At 47.5% G+C, this 20,411-nt stretch carries 16 protein-coding genes and 2 pseudogenes; 3 read left to right on the top strand and 15 right to left on the bottom strand.

Annotated elements, in window-relative coordinates:
- Positions 1–45 precede the first annotated feature (45 nt).
- The 8 genes from FHS77_RS14185 to FHS77_RS14150 all read right to left on the bottom strand — a co-directional run bounded on the left by FHS77_RS14185 (position 46) and on the right by FHS77_RS14150 (position 9,499).
- Positions 46–2,745, bottom strand: a complete 2,700-nt coding sequence (locus FHS77_RS14185) for a beta strand repeat-containing protein (protein WP_184224520.1) — start codon at positions 2,743–2,745, stop codon at positions 46–48.
- Positions 2,746–2,946: 201 nt separating this feature from the next.
- The gene (locus FHS77_RS14180; protein WP_184224518.1) at positions 2,947–3,582 is read right to left on the bottom strand and encodes a response regulator transcription factor; all 636 of its coding nucleotides are present in this window, start codon (positions 3,580–3,582) and stop codon (positions 2,947–2,949) included.
- Between the two features lies 1 nt (position 3,583).
- Positions 3,584–4,966, bottom strand: a complete 1,383-nt coding sequence (locus FHS77_RS14175; RefSeq protein WP_184224515.1) for a sensor histidine kinase — start codon at positions 4,964–4,966, stop codon at positions 3,584–3,586.
- On the bottom strand, positions 4,963–5,331 hold the full coding sequence (locus tag FHS77_RS14170; protein WP_184224513.1) for a putative pterin-binding protein: 369 nt from the start codon (positions 5,329–5,331) through the stop codon (positions 4,963–4,965). Before FHS77_RS14170 ends, FHS77_RS14175 begins: the two co-directional genes overlap by 4 nt.
- Positions 5,332–5,525: 194 nt before the next feature.
- The gene (locus tag FHS77_RS14165) at positions 5,526–6,104 is read right to left on the bottom strand and encodes a hypothetical protein (protein ID WP_246431354.1); all 579 of its coding nucleotides are present in this window, start codon (positions 6,102–6,104) and stop codon (positions 5,526–5,528) included.
- A gap of 209 nt (positions 6,105–6,313) precedes the next feature.
- On the bottom strand, positions 6,314–6,526 hold the full coding sequence (locus FHS77_RS14160) for a flavin reductase family protein (RefSeq protein WP_184224511.1): 213 nt from the start codon (positions 6,524–6,526) through the stop codon (positions 6,314–6,316).
- Positions 6,527–6,773: 247 nt separating this feature from the next.
- Positions 6,774–8,264: an AbgT family transporter gene (locus FHS77_RS14155; RefSeq protein WP_184224509.1), complete on the bottom strand. Its 1,491-nt coding sequence runs from the start codon at positions 8,262–8,264 to the stop codon at positions 6,774–6,776.
- 80 nt (positions 8,265–8,344) lie between these two features.
- Positions 8,345–9,499: a M20 metallopeptidase family protein gene (locus FHS77_RS14150; protein ID WP_184224507.1), complete on the bottom strand. Its 1,155-nt coding sequence runs from the start codon at positions 9,497–9,499 to the stop codon at positions 8,345–8,347.
- A 142-nt stretch (positions 9,500–9,641) separates the two neighbouring features.
- Here FHS77_RS14150 and FHS77_RS14145 point away from each other — a divergent pair, with 142 nt between their 5' ends.
- Together FHS77_RS14145 and FHS77_RS14140 are read left to right on the top strand one after the other, a co-directional pair.
- On the top strand, positions 9,642–10,547 hold the full coding sequence (locus FHS77_RS14145) for a LysR family transcriptional regulator (RefSeq protein ID WP_184224505.1): 906 nt from the start codon (positions 9,642–9,644) through the stop codon (positions 10,545–10,547).
- Between the two features lie 388 nt (positions 10,548–10,935).
- Positions 10,936–11,574 carry a trimeric intracellular cation channel family protein gene (locus FHS77_RS14140; protein WP_184224503.1) on the top strand — a complete coding sequence of 213 codons (639 nt, stop codon included), beginning with the start codon at positions 10,936–10,938 and terminating at the stop codon, positions 11,572–11,574.
- A 65-nt stretch (positions 11,575–11,639) separates the two neighbouring features.
- Here the strand turns inward: FHS77_RS14140 and phnX are convergent, their stop codons facing one another.
- The 7 genes and pseudogenes from phnX to FHS77_RS14105 all read right to left on the bottom strand — a co-directional run bounded on the left by phnX (position 11,640) and on the right by FHS77_RS14105 (position 19,803).
- On the bottom strand, positions 11,640–12,449 hold the full coding sequence (gene phnX / locus FHS77_RS14135; protein WP_184224501.1) for a phosphonoacetaldehyde hydrolase: 810 nt from the start codon (positions 12,447–12,449) through the stop codon (positions 11,640–11,642).
- Positions 12,450–12,496: 47 nt separating this feature from the next.
- Entirely contained in the window at positions 12,497–13,621 is a 1,125-nt protein-coding gene (locus FHS77_RS14130) for a TIGR03364 family FAD-dependent oxidoreductase (protein ID WP_184224499.1), read from the bottom strand.
- Between the two features lie 56 nt (positions 13,622–13,677).
- Positions 13,678–15,708, bottom strand: coding sequence for a putative 2-aminoethylphosphonate ABC transporter permease subunit (locus tag FHS77_RS14125; RefSeq protein ID WP_184224497.1), 2,031 nt, complete (start codon positions 15,706–15,708; stop codon positions 13,678–13,680).
- Entirely contained in the window at positions 15,708–16,811 is a 1,104-nt protein-coding gene (locus tag FHS77_RS14120) for a putative 2-aminoethylphosphonate ABC transporter ATP-binding protein (RefSeq protein ID WP_184224495.1), read from the bottom strand. Before FHS77_RS14120 ends, FHS77_RS14125 begins: the two co-directional genes overlap by 1 nt.
- Positions 16,812–16,892: 81 nt before the next feature.
- Positions 16,893–17,912 carry a putative 2-aminoethylphosphonate ABC transporter substrate-binding protein gene (locus FHS77_RS14115; protein WP_184224493.1) on the bottom strand — a complete coding sequence of 340 codons (1,020 nt, stop codon included), beginning with the start codon at positions 17,910–17,912 and terminating at the stop codon, positions 16,893–16,895.
- A gap of 105 nt (positions 17,913–18,017) precedes the next feature.
- Positions 18,018–18,914 (bottom strand): LysR family transcriptional regulator, encoded by an 897-nt coding sequence (locus FHS77_RS14110; protein WP_184224491.1) that lies wholly within the window; start codon positions 18,912–18,914, stop codon positions 18,018–18,020.
- 141 nt (positions 18,915–19,055) lie between these two features.
- Positions 19,056–19,803 (bottom strand): annotated as a pseudogene (locus FHS77_RS14105) (IS5 family transposase).
- Between the two features lie 64 nt (positions 19,804–19,867).
- Between FHS77_RS14105 and FHS77_RS14100 the strand changes: the two are divergent.
- Positions 19,868–20,314, top strand: a pseudogene (locus tag FHS77_RS14100) (IS3 family transposase); the annotation flags it as partial.
- Positions 20,315–20,411: the final 97 nt, after the last annotated feature.

Below are 20,411 nucleotides of genomic sequence, written 5' to 3'. Positions count from 1 at the left end.
CATGTCTGCCATCCTTCCTATCGAGTAGATTGAACGCAACAATCTTCAAACAAAAATTGTCGCTTGGGTAGGGCGGCAACCACTCCATCTATTCAGATTGCCTCTTGTAGCCAATCCACCAGCGCCACCAATCGACTGCGCCAGAATACTATGGGAATAATCGCCTTTCGTTATCAGTGTGGCATGGTTTTCAACCGAAACAGTACCTGCGTTACCTGCATTGCCACCATTGCCGCCAAGTGTAAGCGCACCAAAGGCAACACCGGCATGGCTGCCATCACCACCAATTGAAAGGGCAGAAATAGCTATTGAGCCAACACCTGTTGTATAGATCAGGTTGTCATCTTCATGCCCCTGCTGACCATTGATCACATGAATATTGCCGCCGCGACCACCAGTACCATTCGGCGCATTTGTAAGATCGCTTAAAGCAGATCCGGCAAAGCTCAAACCACCTTGCGCATGACCAGCAATGCCGCCGGAACCACCAAACGACAGAGCCGATATGCCTGATGACTGTTTTCCTTCTGTGTAAATACCACCGCTATTAACAACAAGAACGTCACCGCCATCACCGCCGGAACCACCCAGACCGCCAGCTGCTGCTGTGAGCGGTATTAATGTATTGGTTCCGCTTGCAGTCGCAATACCATCAGCATGACCGCCATTACCGCCACGCCCACCGGAAGAATACGCTGTAATACCAGTCGAATAATCGCCAAGGCTCACCAGAACAGAATGATTTTCAACCTTGATATCACCGGCATTGCCACCAAGACCGCCGTCTCCGGCAACCGAAACGCCGATTGCAGCTTCAAAGCCTGTGATAACCGGCACATCAAACTGAAGAATACCGGATGCATCACCGCCTGCGCCGCCTTTTCCACCAGTGGTTTTTGCAACAATCAGACCTGCATTATGGCCATAAGAGCCCAGCACTGTGGCTTCCGGATTTAATGCATCGCCATTGATCACACTGACATTGCCTGAATTGCCGCCGGCACCTGTGCGGCCATACCAATCAGCCTGTGTGTTAATCAAACCATCAGCTGCGCCGCCAGCAGCTGCAATTAACTTGCTATTGCTATCTCCGGCTTTGCCACCTGCTCCACCAGCGGTTTGCGCCAGAATGGTATTGGAGTCTTTTCCATGAGTAACGATTGAGCCCTGGTTGGCAACGCTTATATCCGCACCATCGCCGCCCTTGCCACCGCGACCACCAAGGGACACAAAACCTTCTCGTGCATCCGGCGTGCCAACGGAACCACCGGCACCACCAATACCACCTTGAGAAAGTGCCGCAATACCGGCAGCATTTTGGCCTTTGGTGGTCAGTGTCGAATGATTGGTAATATCTACATTGCCCGCATTGCCGCCAACACCACCATCGCTACCAAGGCTGATGATACCAGAAGCGGAACCCGCTTCTCCACCATTACCGCCGAGGGATTTTGCATCAATTGCATTAGAATTATTACCCTGCGTACTGATGGATGAATGATTGTTGACGCTGACGGTTCCGCCATGGCCGCCATTGCCACCATTGCCGGACTTAGTCTGGCTCAAAACAGCCACAGAGGAGCCGCTTGTTCCACCTGCTCCACCTGTCGATTCAGCATAGATGGCATGCCCGCTTTCAATGGTAATAGAGCCTTTATTGGTGATATTAACACCACCACCATTGCCGCCATGACCGCCACCAGCTGTTGCAGTATCAACAGAGCCGCCAGGCGTTACATTATTGCCGTTGCCGCCCTTACCGCCAACAGATTTACCCACGAGACCATTCGCATGGGCGCCTTGCGTACTGATGATCTTGTCACTGGTGATTGTAACTGTTCCGGCATTGCCGCCATTACCAGCCACACCATTCGTTGCACTGCTGGTAAGCGATTTTGCCTCTGCCGCATCAGCTCCATTGCCGCCCAAAGACAGGCCATGTATCGCATCAGAACCAGCGCCAGCCGTTGTAATGTTATTTTTATTGTTAATGACGACCGTACCGCCACGCCCGCCATCACCGCCTGAAGCTGCAGTTGCACTAAATACGAGACTATCTGCATCACCAGCTTTTCCACCATGGCCACCAGCAGCTTGTGCGAAAATACCAAAGGACTGATTTCCGCTAGTAGCTAGCTGAGCCTCATTGGTAATATTAACCTGACCCGCATTACCACCATTGCCACCAGCGCCGGATTTAATATGGTCAATTAATGTACTGCTATCGCCGCCCTTACCACCTTGTCCGCCATTCGAAAATGCAACGATGCCACTTCCATTATCAACGGTTAAGTTCCCGGTCGCGTTTACGCTGACATTACCACCATCACCGCCATTGCCCCCGGCTGCACCATCGCCCTTCATCAAGCGTCCAGCAGATCCGCCCTTGCCACCGGCACCACCAGTACTCCCACCAAGGAATATATTTTTCCCGCTTACTGAATGCGTACCACCACCGCTGATCACAAAGGAGTCACCATTGCCCCCGTTGCCACCGGCAGTTGCGCCTGAGGAAGATTGCGCATCTTTACCATTCGTGCCCTTCACAGGTGACGGCGTGTGGGTAACAACACCGCCCTTATTCACCAAATCGCTTAAAACCGGTGAAGGCACTGTATTAATATGTGTCGGAACAGTTTGCGCGAATGACGCCTCAAGCCCCAATGAGACGAGACAAACACCGGCCAGCAGAGTGTGCTTTATTTTCGGAAGAATCACAGAATGAGTTTTCAAATCCGATGACATCGGCACGCCCCCAAAAGTCGACAATAAAATACCTTCCAAACGAACTCATATTCGCTGGCCTGCCGAGGTCTATTGAAACTAGAGGGAAGTACAATTCCCTTGAATAAGGGGTGTATTGGAAAAAGCTAATATTTCTGCAATGCAATCAAGCTCAACAGAAAATGCGCAAAAAATCTTAAACAATTGAAATTATTGTACTATTTATGGATTTATTATTTTATGCTTCATCGCTTCTTTGACAGCTTCCGCTCTTGAATGCACATCCAGTTTTTTAAAAATATTCTTGATATAATCGTTGATAGTATGGTCTGAGAGCTGAAGCGCCACTGCTATCTCAGCATTTTTCTTGCCGTCAGCTAATTGGAGCAGCACATCCAGCTCACGCGGCGATAATTTCTTTGTGTTCACACCCAGTGACAAGGTCTGGCGTTTTTTTTCAATCCGTTTGACCAAACGAAGCTTCGCTTCAACCTGTGAAATGAAAACACCCAGATCAATCGGTTTGACCAGATATTCATCAACACCTTCACGGTAAGCTTCCAAAATCCGGTCACGATCCGAGAGAGCCGATAGAAACAAAAATGGTATTGCGTTTAATTGTTCAGTGCCTGAACGCACCTGCCGTAAAAATTCCAACCCGTCCATTTGCGGCATGAGAATGTCTGAGACGATCAAATCGGGCGTACGTTTTTTCAACAATTCCAATGCAGCCAAACCATTACTGGCTTCAATAACCTCGTGACCGGAGCGCATCAATTCACGCACCAGCTCTTCACGAATGTATTTTTCATCCTCAACGCACATCACCAAAGGGCGACTGGCTGCATCTTTTGTCATTTCAAGCACACTCAATACCGGTCAACGGCAACCGTAGTTCAAACTCAGTAAACCCCTTACCAGTTGCAAGCAAGGTTAAGTCACCACCGTGCATTCGAGAAATCTGGCGCGAAAAACTCAATCCCATGCCGCTGCCGGAAAGATGCGCAACATTGCTGGCACGATAAAACCGCTTAAATATCATATCTGTTTCATTCTCCGGAATACCCATGCCAAAATCTTTAACCCTGCAAATAAATACATCATCCTCAAGCAGAACAGTCACATCAATAAACGCTGAATCGGATGAATATTTATCTGCATTGGCAAGCAGATTAACCACAATTTGCTCAAGCAGCGTTTTATCACCAAGATATAAGAATTCTGAGATCTGCTTTTCAAAACGAACAAAACGTGCCGGATGAATTTCCTGATGATAGGCGATTGACTGGCCCACCATCTCCACCAGATCAAACTCTTCGGCTTTCAAATTCACCCCATCAGCATGAATAACATCACCGCTGATCGTACTTTCAACAATGCGCGACAACCGGCTGACCGCCTCACGAATTCTGCCGGCCGCTTCTGTCACTGCTTCACTATTGATGTCTTCCGGGTGACGGATAAAACGTTGCGCAATTAAATCAATAATCGCCACCGGCGTTTTAAACTGGTGAGAGACGGTAGTGAGAAAGCCTTTATAAATCTCGTTTGATTTTTGCTCATTTTTCAAAGCAACGCTTAAAGCTTCTGTGCGCTGGGCGACAATAGCTTCCAGTTCCTCCTGATAGCGGAGCAATTCATCATTGGCGCGATTAGCTGACTTAATATTCATAATCAGCAAGAATGACAAAAGGCCGCCAACCGTCATCAAACCAAGCACCGCAGCCATCGTCAGATAAATCATGTTCAATTGCCGGTCACGGTCGGCACCGCCGGCATCCCGTTCATGGATCATCGAAAGATTGGCAATACGGCCAAAATCACTAAAAACGGGCAGAACTTCGCGGTAAATTGCCAAGATTTCTGCCTGCTCAAGACTATCTTCCGTCTCATAGCGCGCTTCAATCTGCTCCATTGTGGCAACGATATTCTTAAGATATTCCTCAGCGCCAATGTTTTTGAAATAATCCAGTTGCGGTTCACTGCTCAAAAGATTGATACGGCTTTTCAAAATATCGAAACGCAGCGTAATCATCTCTTTATCATGATTGTCCAGCAAAAGTGCATCGCTGAAGCGACGGCTTTCACGGTCGGCCTGATTAACCGCCCAAAGCATATTCTCGCCGACATAGGTTTCCAGACTGCGCTCGACTCGCAGCAGCTGATAAAACGCATAAGCCAGCATCAAACAAAAGCCGAGCATAACAATACCGGCTACAGTGTAAGCACGTGTGATTTTCATTCAATCAGCAATTCAGACAATTGCCATGCCCAACGATGATCAAAACGAGAGTCTTGTAACTCCGGTTTTCCATCGCGCGGATAAACAATCCAAAAAGGGCCAAACTCCGTTACAGGCATGGCTGAACCATTCATTTGATCTGCAACCAGCACGTCATAATCATAGGCATCCTGCCCCGGAATTTCGACTTCATAATCATTCAGCGCACGGGCTTTGACCGTTGAATGCCGGGCAATTTTCTCATCAATACCGGCAGCTGCAAGCAATGTTTTCAGTGGCACACCAGAAAACTCCTGCACGCCCTCTGTCCACGGTGTATGTGTTTTAATGGTTGCTCTTGCCAGCTCTGTTGAACCAGCTGCCAATTTATAAGAAGCCCCCGACGATGCCGTCACGACCAGAGTTGTGAGCTCTGAGGCTTGCGCAAAAATGTTCAAGTGAGTGACGTAGTTTAAGCTGAAACTTGCAAGACCAACGCTTAAAATGGCTGAATATATCAACTTATATTTTGGCATCATCACAAACACATCTTTCCCTATACAGCCATATCAGTTTTAACTTAGCGTTTGCCACCATAACCACGTTGTTTCCATTCCGCCAATGGCATGATGTCGGGCTGTCCGCCGCCTGCCTCATACCAGGAATCGATCGCCCAGCTCTGCCCGTTTTTATCTTCCATAACGGCAGTCCAATGCGGATAGCGCCCGTCAATAAAAGAACCGCGCGATGTGCGACGCGCTGGCGTATGATGTTTCATCCAGCCGCGCGCGTGTAAATAACGCAAAAAATTATCCGTATTGGTCGATTCATCAACGCAATCCATCTGGCCTTTGATACGTGCTTTGCCAAACTGCATTCTCGGTTTGTCGCGTACACCAATCACAACAGTGCTGCGTTCTTCAAAAATTGCGACCGCCATTCGCAGTGCTTTTCGCTCATCCGCAGCGCTGCGATTTGCCTTTTGTAACAGTGTACGAATACGCTGTTCATCCTTAGCAGTCAGCGTCACTTTCGTACGATAATAGCAATCGTAGCCATGACAAACATTCAAAGTTTGTGCCGAAGCCACACCAACCGGAAACATCAGGCTAATAAAAATACCGGCACTTAATAACTTCATCAAATGGTGGCTCTGCATTCAAATAAAACCTTTAAACTCATCAAAATAAAGCGACTCTTATAGCGAGTGCCAGACCACAAGAAAAGTACTGAGCTTATGGTACTTCCTAACAATTGCTTTGAAAGTTGAAAAGTCACCCGCATCTGAAAACACAAAAGCTCCACTCAGATGAGAAGAGCTTTTAATCCAGATATTTATCAGTTTCATCGTCTTAGATTTGAAATAACTTAGCTGTTAAGACAACGACGCTTGCAATAAAGCAAAGCACCTTCTTCGTCATTCTCACGAATATTGATAACACGGCCAAAAAGAATATGGTTGGTTGCTTCATCAACGGCATTGCTCAGTTCACATTCAAAGCTCACCAATGCATTAGCCAAAACCGGCACACCGGTAATGCCATCCTGCTCCGGCATCCGCGTGTTGACGTGACATGCCATTGCGAAAACAGGCTTTGTCTACGATGTCAAAACGGTGATCCACAATGCCCGTATAGGTCTCTCATATATTTTAAAATCGATCAGAACCCAAACGGATCTGCTTGTTTTTTATTTAAGCAGACAGTTCTTTGCGGATAATTTCTGCACCTGCACCTAAGGCACGCAGCTTGCCTCTTGCCGTTTTACGGGACACAGATGCCCTGCAATCCGTATCAAGAATTGCAGGGCGCATAGTACTTATGCAATTTTAGTTCATGAACAAGCCAACACCGGGTGCAATTGGCCAGCCCATTGTCATCCAGAAAATAAGGAACAATGTCCACACAATCAGGAAGCCCATTGCGACAGGTATCGTCATTGAGGCCAAAGTTCCGATGCCTGCATCTTTCTGGTAGCGCTGCAAATAAGCCAGACAAACGGCAAAATACGGGCTCATAGGCGAAATGATATTGGTGGCAGAATCCGCAATTCTAAATGCTGCCTGCACAAGCGCCGGTTCAAAACCAATCAGCATCAGCATCGGTACAAAAATTGGTGCCATTAGCGACCATTGTGCCGAACCGGATGTGATGAACACATTCATCACTGCTGCAAGACCAATGAAAGCCACCAAAAGCGGAGCACCACCAAAGCCGCTGCTATCCAGCAGATGCGAGCCGCCAATGGCAATCCACTCGCCAAGGTTAGTCCACTTGAACCAAGCCAAAAACTGCGAGATCGCAAAGAACAACACCAAGGTTGGAGCCAGTTCCTTGACGGATTCACTCATATAGCCAACGGCATCACGCGCTGTTTTAATCTTACCGGTTGTCGTGCCGAAAATGCAGCCGATCACCACGAAATAAATACCAAAAAGCGCAACCGCACTATTCAGCAATGGTGATGGCACCAATCCGCCTTCTTCATTGCGCAGCGGTGAACCGGCAGGCCAAACAGCCGCAACGACCAGCGCAATCATAATCAGACTTGCCCAGCCAACGCGCTTTAAGCCTTTCACTTCCAGCGCATCAGGCTGTGTCAGCTTCAACTCAACATCACCGGTGTATTTTCCGACCATTGGCTCAACAATGCGCTCAATAATAAACGCACCGACGAGAGACATCAGCAATGCAGAAGCCGCAATGAAGTAGTAATTATCAAGTGGAGAAATATAGGCCTGAGCATCAACCGTATGCGCTGCACTGGTTGTAATACCTGAAAGAATAATATCAGTCGGCGTGATGAGAATGCTCGCATCATAACCCGCACCAACAGCGACATAGCCCGTAACCGCGCCGACCAGCGGATTACGTCCCATTGCCTGAAAAATAATCGCAGAAAGCGGGATCAGAATAATATAAGCGGCATCAGATGCCACGTGACTGCACATGCCGACAAAGAAGATCATGAATGTGGTCAGATAGCGGGGCGCCTTGATAACACTGACCTGCATGAAAGCAGCAATCAAACCGGTTTTATCTGCAATGCCAATCGCCAGCATAATAACCAGAATAATGCCTAATGGCGGGAAATTGATAAAGTTTTTCGCGATAGATGTCAGGGCGAAAACAACGCCCTCACCCGAAATCAGGCTTTTAACGGTAACTTCCGCACCGGTTTTTGGATTAACGCCGGTTCCGCCAAAACTCGCCAAAAACCACGAAAAGACAGCTACAATCAAACATAGCCATAAAAACAATATAAACGGATGCGGCAGCTTGTTGCCGGCACGCTCTATCGAGTTAAAAAACTTCTGCATATGCAATTTCTCCCGGATTTTTTACGGTTTCAACGCCCATAAGCGCACCGCATAATCCTGTTTAGAACTGTAAATCAATGTTATTTCGCAAGTATTTTATGAGCAATCCCGACAAACATGCCGGCTGCTACAGGTAAAATTTCATCACGGAAATCATAAAGCGGATGATGCAAATATGCACTATCTTCACCATTGCCGACGAAGAAAAAACTACCCGGACGCTGTTCCAGATAAAATGCAAAATCTTCCGCACCCATGGTCGGCATCTGAGACATTTGACTGGTATTATTCTTGCCAAACAATTCATGCGCCGTTTCAACGACCAATTCCGTTTCCGCAACTGAATTGACCAAAGACGGTATCCGCAATGTCATCTTGACCTCGCATCGCGCGCTATGTGCTTCGCAAACATTCGCAATGACTTTACGCAACTCAGCATCAATAATAGCGGCAGCTTCAGGTGATCCGTCGCGGGTATTAATTACCATAGTGGCATCGCCCGGAATGATATTACCAGCACTACCACCATTAAACTGGGTGACCGTTACAACACCCGCATCCAATGGCGATAAACGACGCGATATGACGCTTTGAAGCGATTGAATAATGGCAGAGCCAACAAAAATCGGGTCAATTGCCAGATCCGGTCGCGAAGCATGTCCGCCTTTACCTGAGATTTTAACCTCATAAAGCGTATTGCCGCCCATAGCAGGACCAGCTTTGGTAATGATATGACCCAGCGCATAACCAGGGCGGTTATGAAAGCCGAAAACCTGTTCAACACCTTCCAAAGCGCCATCAGCAATCATCTGGGCAGCACCTTTGCCGACTTCTTCAGCCGGTTGGAAAAGCAGCTTGATTTTTCCGTTAAGTTTCGCGTGATCTTGTGCTAATTGACCAGCAGCCAGCAACAATGTTGCGGTATGACCATCATGGCCGCAAGCATGCATTTTACCGGCTATTGTTGAAGCATACGCCAGCCCTGTTTCCTCTTGAATAGGCAATGCATCCATATCGGCCCGTAAACCAATCGTCGCACCGGCTCTGCCGGTATCAAGAGTTGCGACAATTCCTGTGCCTGCAACATTACGGCGCAATTCATAGCCATAGCGCTGCAAAGTTTCAGCCACCAGATCAGATGTGGCAAATTCTTCGAATTTCAGTTCAGGAAAACTGTGCAATTGGCGCCTGATGGCTGTCGCCTCATCAATTGCCTCTTTGCTAAAAATAGTCATTGAAAAATCTACTCCCCGTATCGGTTCCCATGCCGCTAAACCTTTAATGGTAAAAAATTCCGGCAGTCATACCAACGGAATATTGTTGCAACAATTTCATAATTGCGTAAGCATCGTTGCAAAAAAGGCAAAGGTGAATGAAATGCAACATTTAGCGCTCAAATACTTTCAGGAAGTTGCGCGAACAGGCTCTGTTACGGAAGCTTCATTGCAGCTGAATGTCTCCGCATCTGCCATCAGCCGCCAGATTACCAAACTTGAACAAGATTTAAATGTCGCTTTATTCGAACGCCGCCCTCGCGGGATGGTTTTAAGTCAGGCAGGCGAAGTGTTGGCACAACATGTCACCCGCTTAACATTAGACACCGAGCGCGCCCTTTCAGATGTCAAAGAAATGCATCAGATACAGCGTGGCGTGGTCAAAATTGCCACCTATGAAGGTTTTTCAATTCTGGTACTGGCTGATATTATTGCACAATTTCAGCAGCAATACCCATCTGTCGAAATTCAGGTTTGGGTCGGAAATTCCATTGATATTTGTCAGCGGATCAGCAACGGACAGTCGGATATCGGCATTGTTTATAGCTATGCTGTACCGTCCCATCTGCAAGTGGAGCACATGACAAAGCGACCGATATTTGTTCTTGTACCGCCTGATCATCCGCTTAGCGAGCGCGAAAAAATAACCCTGACAGAAGCTGCGCAATATCCATTTGCTCTGCCCGATCACGACCGTACACAGCGTCATTTGATCAATACGGCTCTGGCAAGCACTGGATTGTCAATTGATCCGGTATTTTCATCCAATTCAATGGCAACATTGCTGATCTACGCTCAAAAATCGGGCTGTTTGTTGTTTTCAAGCGCTGATATTCAAGAAACAAACGGCTTTTTGAGTAATGCAAAATCCGTGAAAATCGACAATGCTATTTTGCAATCCAGCGTCGCGCAGGTGATTTCGATGAAAAAGCGACAGCTTCCGTCTTCAGTACAAGCATTTTTGAGCTACCTGACTGCGAGAATGCCCGATTTTTCAGAGACACCTTAAGACGGCGATATAAAAGCTATCCTAGTAACAGCTTGCAGCCTCAATAAAATTTGAGCATTGATGCAATATTGACGTAGAAAAGTTTAAAGGCTTTGAATTTTCAGCTTCATATAAACAGCCCGCTTCTGACCTTTACAGACCATCAGGCGACAAAGCTTTCCTGATGGCCTCATCATTTTAAAATAAAGCTTTAGCGCTCACTATAAATGAATTTGCATCACATTGTTTTTAAGCGAGTGAAAAAATCGTTCTTCCTCATAAAAATGAGCGCTATCACCACAGAGTTGGTGATAATTGTCCGCATCGATTATGTATTATCCCGAATTCATAATTAAAATGGCTATTGAACGAATAGCATTAATAGCGCTGAAATTTAAAATACCGAAATATGATTGACTATATAAATAACAATATTATTCACATCTTATATGTAATTGCCATTATAGCCGAAGCAATGACCGCTGCACTTGCCGCGGGCAGACGTCAAATGGATTGGATTGGTGTATTTATACTTGGATGTATTACGGCTCTAGGCGGCGGCTCTGTACGAGATGTTTTGCTTAATCACCATCCAATTACCTGGGTCGCAAATCCTGTTTATTTAATGATTACCGGTTGCGCTGCTTTGCTGACCATTCCAATCGCTCGCTGCATGCGTCATTTGCGCAAGCTATTTTTATTTCTCGATGCAATCGGCCTTGTCGTTTTCACGGTCATTGGCTGTAAGATTGCCATTACCATGGGCTTGCCAACCATCATTGTTATTGTGGCAGGCGTAATAACAGGCTGTGTTGGCGGCGTTTTAAGGGATATTCTCTGCAACGATATTCCATTGCTTTTGCGCTCAGAATTATATGCAACCGTATCAGTGGTTACAGGCAGCCTCTATTTATTAGCTACGCATCTAAACATATCTGTAGAAATAGCTGCAATTTTTGCAATGCTCGTTGGGCTGACTTTACGTTTGCTTGCAATCAAGTTCAAATTAGGCATGCCCAAATTCGTATATAATGAAGACTATCATTAATATACCTATCCATGCGGATTCTTTTTGAGCCCGCATGGATGAGTGCAAAATGAAGGCTCTTGAAGTTAGCCCTTTGGCCGCTCGCCATTGGCTAAACGTTGTTCAATGTCATTAAGTACGGGCAGTAAATCTGCAACCGTATCAATAATATAATCCGGTCTATGTCGCCCTAACACATCAGATGCATGTGCTCGTAATTTTTGCACATCCTCATCCGGCATGGCCGCCAATTGTTCAGGCGTAACGCCTGCCTCATTGCCGCTCAGAGTAACGGCCACTGTCCAGCATCCGGCCTCCCGCCCCTCATCAATGCCAACGCCGGTATCATCAACTTTTACCACCGCATGTGCTGGCCAAACCTGAAGATCTAAAAAGCATTGATACATATTCATCGGTGTCGGGCGGCCATATGGCAAATCACCGGCACAAACCAGATTATCCGGTTCATAGCCCTGAGCCTTGGCCAATGGCAGCACCCGCTCCATGATTGAGCGCGTATAACCGGTTGTCGAGCCGATCTTCAAACCGCGCTCACGCATAGCCACCACAAGTTCCGCCGCACCGGGAACCAAATCAGCAAACTGACTGACCACTTCCTCATTCAGCGGCACAAAAACATCATAAACCGCCTGCACATCCGCCTCCGTTGGTGTGCGCTTGTGTTTTGCTTCCCATGCCGCGCGAATACGTGGTTGCGCAAGCATTGCAACAATGTGGTCCCATTTCGGACGCCCCATCGGCTCACGCGCTTCGGCAATGGAAACCTCAATGCTAAAGCGTGAAAATGCCTCGACAAAAACGCCCATAGGCGCAAAAGAGCCAAAATCAATCATGGTACCGGCCCAATCAAAGACCACAGCTTTCAGATGGTTCATGCTATTACTTTCTGCATATTTTGACTTTGATTATTTGTGTGGCTGCGTCAGCCAAAAAGGTCGGCAATCACTTGTTCAGCAAGGCCAAAACCGGTTGAAGCGCCAGTGCCGCCCGTGACCATTGCAAGCCGGATATTGTCTGCCGGTTTTTCGACCAGCACCACCTGATCATTGGAGCTTGCATAGGTGCCGCACCAACGACGCACAATTTTCCGACCCGGCATATCAAAAAGCTGATCAAAGGCTTGCATGATGAGTGCATCAATGCGCTCTTGCGCAAAAGGTTCGGCACTGTCACCGTAAACATGGCTGTCGCCAACCACTAAAGAACCATCCGCCGATTGAACTGCAATCAAGTGAATGCCCAATGCGCGCATTTCTTCCAGTTCGGCATCAAGACGCAGTTTCAGGCTCATGCATTCCGGCAAATCCGTAAAGCCTTCATAACGCCCGAAACTGAGATCAGCCATCACAGCTGCACCAAACCGGACAGGAGTTTCCGGCATCACTCGTAACATTTGCAATGTGCAGATTTTCAACTGATGCGGACGGATAAATTGCGGAAAAAGCGTTGAAAAATCATCGCCCGGACATACAACCGCAGCTGAAGCCTGAATCTCGCCTCTGCTTGTTGAGACCTTTTCGCCGTCAATACCAAGCACAGCTGTGTTCCAGCAAAAATCAACGCCACATTGCTGCTCCAGCCAGCTTGCAAGTTTCGGCAAGGCCTCCTTGGATTCTACGCGCAATTCATGCGGACTATAAAGGGCAGAGCGCATACCATCACGACGCAATGACGGCACATAGCTCAGAGCATCATCGGCACTGATGCGGCGGCAATCTGCGCCCATATCAGTTGCTAAAAATGCTTCCAGAACATTCTCTGCCTCTTGCCGGTAGGCTGGCATCACCAAGCCTTTGTGAATAACATCAATACCAGCTTGTGGCGCAACATCCGCCCAAATATCGCGCGACCGGCGGGCTCGTTGCCAATGCTCGCCCGCCTTTTGCCCCGAAACCGTGACAAAGCCAAAATTGCGGATAGAAGCACCAACTGCTTTTGCATTGCGCTCGATCACGCAAACTTTTTTGCCTTTTCGGCTTGCGGCAAGAGCATGAGCCAGCCCCACAATCCCTGCCCCGACCACAACAAGATCATAACCGGATTTCATCAATTTCATTCCTTGTAGTAACCGTTAGAAACGGCTCATTCTGATGTAAAAATAAATTAGCGCCTGCGCCACTTTTGGTGATTGGTAATGATCCGGCCTGTGAGCCAGCCATGTAAAAGGCGCACGCCCACATTGGTGTAAAAGATCATCATGCCCATGGCGGCTGCCGGTGCGATGTCGCCAGCATCATCCATATTGAGCACGGCAATGGACGAAAGCGTAGTCGTGGCGCTGTAGAGAAACACCACCGCAGAAACGGTTGTCATGGCGTTGACGAAAAGATAAATCCAAATCTCAGCCATTGCCGGAAAACAAACCGGAATACTGACACGGGTAAAGGTGCGCCAGAACGGTTGTTTCAATGACATCGAAACCGCCTCAAACTCAGCATCCATTTGTTTGAGTGTTGCAGCTGCCGTCAAATGCGGCACGGTATAAAGATGGCTGATTGTGCAGATAACCAGAATTGCCATTGTGCCATATAATGCGTTGAGCGGATTTTCCGGATTGTTAAAGAAGAAGATATAAGCAAGCCCTAAAACCATACCAGGCACGGCCATCGGCACCATGGCGATGATCTGCAATGCCAGTCTGGGCCCTTTAAAATTGCGCGTTTTTTCAACCAGATAGGCACCAAAGAAAATAAGCACCGCACCAATACTGGCTGTCATAAATGCCATCATCAAAGAGTTGGTGTAAGAGCGCCAACCGCCACCATCCATGCGGTTAAAATCATAATGCTGCAGGCCAAGGCTTAAATTATATGGCCAATATTTAGCCAAGGCCGCAATCTGACACATGATGATGATTGCCAGCACAAATAGCGATATGAATGTGCAAAATGAGAAGAATATTGCATCGCGTTGTTTGTTATCTTTAGGCGTATAAGGCACCGAACGTGCTGTCAAAACGGAGACCTGTTTTCGGCTAACCAAACGGTCAACGACAAAGGCCAGAAAAGCGGGCAATAACAGCACCAGTGACACGACCGCGCCCATCTGAAAATTTTGCTGGCCGATAACTTGTTTGTAAATATCAAGCGCCAGCATCTGATAGCCGCCGCCGATCACTTTCGGCACGCCAAAATCTGTCACTACCAATGTGAAAACCACAAAAAAGGCCGAGACAAGCCCATAACGTGCCGCCGGCAATGTAACCGTATAAAACACACGCCAAGGCGATGCACCAAGCACATCTGCGGCCTCATAGAGGCGCTGATCACTGGTTGAAAGTGTCACACTCATAATCATCAAAGCATGTGGGAGTGTGAAAAAGATAGAAGCCAGCACAATGCCCAAAGGGCCATAGATTGAAGCCCCGAACAAAAGCGGCGTCAGAATACCTTGCTTGCCAAAGAGATAGACAAGGCCGATGCCCGGCAACAGAGAAGGCACCAAAACCGGCAAAGACGCGATCAGTTTGAACGATGATTTTCCGCGCATATGCGTGCGTGCCAAACCATAGGCAAACAAAAACGCAATCGGCGTAACAATAGATGAAACCAAGAGGGCAATAAAAAGCGAGTTGAGAATTGACTGACGAAGAGCAGGCGTTTCAAAGTAATATTTGAAGTTTTCAAAGCCATAGCTCATCGCCGGTTTGAGCTGCACTTTGCCAAAATCCTGGTAGGCCACATCAACCGGAATGCCGGCCACAGTGGTTGTACCATTTACAAACAAAATCCCGCCTTTAGGGTCATTGTCCCGCAAGCGAAATGCCTCAACATCGCGTCGCTCTTTACGCGGAATGACAGAGGCCACATCCAACCGGCTTCGCTCGCCAGGCTTGATATCAGGATTAAGATTAAAGCCGGATTGCTCAGCCCATGAGGCTAATGAACGCCGCTCAGACCAGTTGCCATTTTGTTTAAACTCAATGCTGATACGGTTCAGCGGAAAACTAAAAACCTGTACGGATTTAATCCCGACCAATGCCAGCGGCACTAAAAGCGCAAAAAACAGATAAGCAATAATAACCAGCAATAAGCCACGCTGTAATAGCTCATCTTTCGCCATTTTAGGGCGAATTCCCCCATCTGTATTGCGGGAACCAAGCAGAATTCCACGTTCGGCAGCAAGATTAGACATTAGCTGGTCTTTTCATAAATGCGGATACGATCATGCGGAATAGCCATTAAAGTTTGTTCACCGGCGCGTATTTTCATATTTCGCATCGTATGAATGGCAATATCTGCACGCAAACTATGGCCACCCAGATCGCCGCCTTCAAACCGTGCCCGAAAGAAAGAACCGAGGAATTCTCCCTCGCTCAAACATGTGGTAAAGTGGTTGGCATTATCACTTTGCCCATCATAAATCATCACATCTTCAGGACGAATAGCAGCGATGACATTGCGGCTTTTATGGCCTTTTGTATCGGCAAAGAGCTGCTTATTACCAATTTGAATACAATTCTCAGCAATAATTTCTGCATCAACAAAATTCATTTCACCAACAAAGTCAGCCACGAATTTACTTGCAGGATTATGATAGATTTCTTCCGGCGTTCCGACTTGTTCAATCCGGCCATTACTCATTACAACAATGCGGTCAGCCATCGTCAAAGCTTCATGCTGGTCATGTGTCACCATAATAGTGGTCACACCCAGATTACGCTGGAGATCTTTCATCTCACGACGCAGGTGATGGCGAACTTTGGCATCAAGCGCAGAAAGCGGTTCATCCAGTAATAAAAGCGAAGGTTCGGTTGCAAGCGCCCGTGCCAGCGCTACACGTTGCTGTTGCCCGCCCGACATGCTGGCCGGATATTTATTGCCCTGATCAGGCAGCCCGACCGTCTCTAAAAGCGCGGCAACTTTTGCGTCTACAGAGCTACGCGATAACTTTCGCCCATGTAAGCCATAGGCAATATTCTGATTAACCGTCAGATTGGGAAACAGCGCATAAGACTGGAAAACAATACCGAAATCACGCATCGACGGCGGCAAAGCCGAAACATCACTGCCATTCATATAAATCCGGCCATCGCTTTGGATATCCAGCCCTGCAATGGCGCGCAAAAGCGTAGTTTTCCCGCAGCCGGAAGGCCCCAGAAAGCAGATAAACTCACCTGTCCATATATCTAAGGATACATCTTTAAGGGCCTGAAAGTCAGCAAACTGCTTGGTAACATGTTCAATACGAACATGGGGCGGCTTCGCTTGGAAAAAACCAGTATCTTCTTTGCTCATGGCGTGGCTCATTTTGAAAGTTACAGACGGCTGAAAGCCGCTGCCGATACGTGTTTTATCGACAGCGGCCTGCTTCATGCTCTAGTTTTTAGGCGCACTTTTACCGTCGTAACGCTTGCTCCATTCAGCCAAAATCCGTTCGCGATTTGAGGCTGCCCATGCAAAATCATTATCGATCATTTTTTCTTCAACATTAGCCGGGAAGTTTTTAACCTCCACCGCAATGCCCGGCACGGCCAACACTGCAAAGCTCTTATTGTAGATTTTCATCGCTTCATCGCTGATAGCAAAATCCATCAGCTTCTGGGCAGCTTCCGTCTTGTCGGTATCAGCAATGATCGCGACAGATTCAGCGTCCCAGCCAGTACCTTCTTCAGGCACAATCACTTCCACCGGCGCACCGCTGTTTTTTTCCTGCGCACCACGGAAATCAAATGAAACGCCAATAGCGACTTCACCACGACCTGCATCTTTACATGGTTTTGAGCCGGAATGCATGTAAGAGGTGATGTTCTGATGCAGGCCGTCCATATAGGCCCAGCCTTTTTCTTCACCCATCATCTGCAACCATGCAGAAACATCCAGAAAACCAGTGCCCGACGATGCCGGATTCGGCATGGCGATCATGCCTTTATATTCCGGTTTGGTCAGGTCAGCCCAGCTTTTTGGCATGGCAACACCAGCTTTTTCCAGCTCAACTGTGTTGACGCATAAAGCACCTGACCATGCATTGAAACCGAGCCAGCTAGGCGGGTTGGCAGCATCACGAAAACGCTTATCCAAACGCTCAACGCCCGGAGGGGCATATGGCTGAAGCATTTCTTCTTGTTTGAGAAGCAACAGCGAAGTTGCAGCCAAACCCCAGACTGCATCAGCCTGCGGATTGTTTTTTTCAGCCAGCAATTTGGCCGTTACGATGCCGGTTGAATCGCGGATCCAGTCAATCTTAATATCCGGATTGGCTTTTTCAAATGCCGCTTTCAGCTCAGGCAATTGCTCGGCTTCAAAAGCAGTGTAAACTGTCAAAGTCGTGTCACTAAATGCGGGTGCAGCAACAAGTACAGCGGCAGACATAACAGAGGCGTATAAAATGCGTTTCATCGGAAATCCCATCTGAGGGTGAGTGGCGACGAAACAGCACTAACTTATCTATATGACAGTTCAATGAAATGAAATTATGTATAGATTTAATCTATAAAAATATAATCAAGCCTTAGGTATAGCGCCTGTGAAAGATGTTTCCTGACAGCCCGCAACCTCCAAAAACGCATTGACTGCGGCATGATCACGGCACTCAGGCAAACAAACAAGATAGTGACCGATCTCAAGCTTAGGCTCGAGTGGCACGACATCGATATTTTCATCTGCCTGAACTTCGCCTTCAATAGCGCAACAAAGCCCAATGCCTGCTGCTGCTGACGCATATGCAACATCAAGCGTGGAAACTTCTAAGATACAGTTCAGTTTAAAATTTTGCTGTTCGGCAGCCTGATCAAGCAGTTTTCGCGTGCCAGAAGATTGGTTCCACAAGACCAGTTTTTCCTGCGCTAAAGCCTGTGTCGGTAAAAATCCGTTTTGTAGTGCCGGATGACCTTTGCGGCCATAAATCATCACACGGCTGCGCGAAAGTTCAGCACAATATAAGCGGCTATCAGGGCGCTCCATGGAAACCGCAGCAATATCAAGTGCACCTGAAAGCACGTCTTCCATTAATTTTAACGATGGCCCGCCATGCGTTTTTAATCGCACATTCGGATATTTTTGTACGAATGCAGTTAAACTGTTCATCACCAACCGATGCGCGCTAAAGCCAAAGCTTAAGCTTCCCATAGTCAATTGCGCGCCTACGCCAATTGCTTCATCAACATCTGCCAGACATTTCAAGGTTATTCGAATTTTAGCGAGCAGTTCATCAGCGCCTGGCGCTAATTGAACTGTATAACCATTACGAATAAACACCCGCCGACTACACAGACGTTCAAAAGCTTGAACCTGAGATGAAATTGTTGGCTGGGTAATGCCCAGCTCATCTGCTGCCAATGAAAATTTACCTGTTCTGGCGAGCGCTTCAACAGCTTTCATCTGGGCAATGGTAATACTCAAAACTTCATCTCCAGTTCGCAATCAAAGCCTTATACTATAAAAAGATAAAGATTATAAAACAGGATGAACCGAGCAATTATTATTCCTTTCATAATACATATATTTTAACTACCCAACTAGGATGGGGTCTCATTGATCAAGTCAGAATATGACGGTTGCTGCGATGCAGATAGCGGACATGAAGATGTGCGCACATCGATCATAGCGGGTATGGATGCGTCACCAGTCTTTGAGCTTTCCAAACATATTTTCGATCCGATGTCGCTGACGGTAGAGCATTGTGTCATGTGGAATGAGAACCTTGCGGTTGGCCTTTGATGGGATGCAGGGAGCAATGCCGCGCTCGTTTAGAGCTGCCCTGAACCAATCGGCATCGTAACCACGATCTCCAAGCATAGTTTTGGCATTAAGCAGCGCATCGATCATCAAGACAGCCCCCTTATAATCGCTCATCTGCCCTTCGCTTAGAAGCATAATCAATGGTCGACCTTGGTCATCGCAGACGGCGTGGAGCTTGGAGTTCAGGCCGCCTTTGGTGCGTCCGAACGTTAAGGGAGCAGCCCCTTTTTAAGTAGGCTGGCAGCTGTTCGATGTCCTTAAGGTGCGTAGCGTCGATCATTAATTGGTCTGGCTGGCCACCTTTTGCTGCAAGGGCCGCAAATATCTTGTTAAACACACCAAGGCGGCTCCAGCGGATAAAGCGATTATAGATCGTCTTTGGTGGCCCATATTCGGCAGGTACATCGCGCCACCGCAGACCATTTTTAATCACAAAAACAATACCGCTGACTATCCTACGATCATCAACCCTTGGTATCCCATGGGATAAAGGAAAATATGGTTCAATACGGCGCATCTGCGCCTCCGACAACCAGATCAGATCACTCATGGCAGCACCTCCTTGCGCCACCATTGAAGCAATAGATTAAACCCTAGGCACCAATTAATAGGTCCTGAGCCTAGCTGTTGTCATCGACCTGTTTTCTCGACGCATTGTCGGGTGGTCAATGCAATCGCGTCAAACCACAGACCTGGTCTTACAGGCTTTGTTGATGGCCGTGTGGCGAAGAAAGCCAAAAGAGCAGGTAATGATACATTCAAATCAGGGCTCCCAGTTTACAAGTATGGACTGGGCTTCATTCCTAAAACAACATAATCTTGAGCACAGTATGAGCCGCCGTGGGAATGGTCATGATAATACTGTAGCTGAGAGCTTTTTTAACCTGTTGAAGCGAGAGCGTGTTCGGCGCAAAACATACAGCACTCGTGCTGAAGCAAGGCAAGACGTATTTGATTACATTGAGATGTTTTATAACCCGCGACGCAAACACGTTAGAAATGGTATGCTGTCACCAGTACACTTTGAACAGAACCACAAAATGAAGACGAAGAGTGTCTAATAAACTCGGGGCTTCTGTGGTTGCCGCCCGTAATGCAAGAAGTTTCTTCCCCGTATGAGATGTGATCGAGTGCGGTCTTCTGTCAGGCCTACAACTG

Origin of the sequence: Paenochrobactrum gallinarii (genome assembly GCF_014205685.1) — a bacterium.
Taxonomy (GTDB): Bacteria; Pseudomonadota; Alphaproteobacteria; order Rhizobiales; family Rhizobiaceae; genus Paenochrobactrum; species Paenochrobactrum gallinarii.
This window is presented reverse-complemented; position numbering and strand designations above follow the sequence as displayed.

Excerpts from the sequence above, each read along its gene's own strand:
- FHS77_RS14185 (WP_184224520.1), bottom strand. The coding sequence starts at position 2,745 with ATGTCATCGGATTTGAAAACTCATTCTGTGATTCTTCCGAAAATAAAG.
- FHS77_RS14180 (WP_184224518.1), bottom strand. The coding sequence starts at position 3,582 with ATGACAAAAGATGCAGCCAGTCGCCCTTTGGTGATGTGCGTTGAGGAT.
- FHS77_RS14175 (WP_184224515.1), bottom strand. The coding sequence starts at position 4,966 with ATGAAAATCACACGTGCTTACACTGTAGCCGGTATTGTTATGCTCGGC.
- FHS77_RS14165 (WP_246431354.1), bottom strand. The coding sequence starts at position 6,104 with ATGCAGAGCCACCATTTGATGAAGTTATTAAGTGCCGGTATTTTTATT.
- FHS77_RS14160 (WP_184224511.1), bottom strand. The coding sequence starts at position 6,526 with ATGGCATGTCACGTCAACACGCGGATGCCGGAGCAGGATGGCATTACC.
- FHS77_RS14155 (WP_184224509.1), bottom strand. The coding sequence starts at position 8,264 with ATGCAGAAGTTTTTTAACTCGATAGAGCGTGCCGGCAACAAGCTGCCG.
- FHS77_RS14150 (WP_184224507.1), bottom strand. The coding sequence starts at position 9,499 with ATGACTATTTTTAGCAAAGAGGCAATTGATGAGGCGACAGCCATCAGG.
- FHS77_RS14145 (WP_184224505.1), top strand. The coding sequence starts at position 9,642 with ATGCAACATTTAGCGCTCAAATACTTTCAGGAAGTTGCGCGAACAGGC.
- FHS77_RS14140 (WP_184224503.1), top strand. The coding sequence starts at position 10,936 with ATGATTGACTATATAAATAACAATATTATTCACATCTTATATGTAATT.
- phnX (WP_184224501.1), bottom strand. The coding sequence starts at position 12,449 with ATGAACCATCTGAAAGCTGTGGTCTTTGATTGGGCCGGTACCATGATT.
- FHS77_RS14130 (WP_184224499.1), bottom strand. The coding sequence starts at position 13,621 with ATGAAATCCGGTTATGATCTTGTTGTGGTCGGGGCAGGGATTGTGGGG.
- FHS77_RS14125 (WP_184224497.1), bottom strand. The coding sequence starts at position 15,708 with ATGTCTAATCTTGCTGCCGAACGTGGAATTCTGCTTGGTTCCCGCAAT.
- FHS77_RS14120 (WP_184224495.1), bottom strand. The coding sequence starts at position 16,811 with ATGAGCAAAGAAGATACTGGTTTTTTCCAAGCGAAGCCGCCCCATGTT.
- FHS77_RS14115 (WP_184224493.1), bottom strand. The coding sequence starts at position 17,912 with ATGAAACGCATTTTATACGCCTCTGTTATGTCTGCCGCTGTACTTGTT.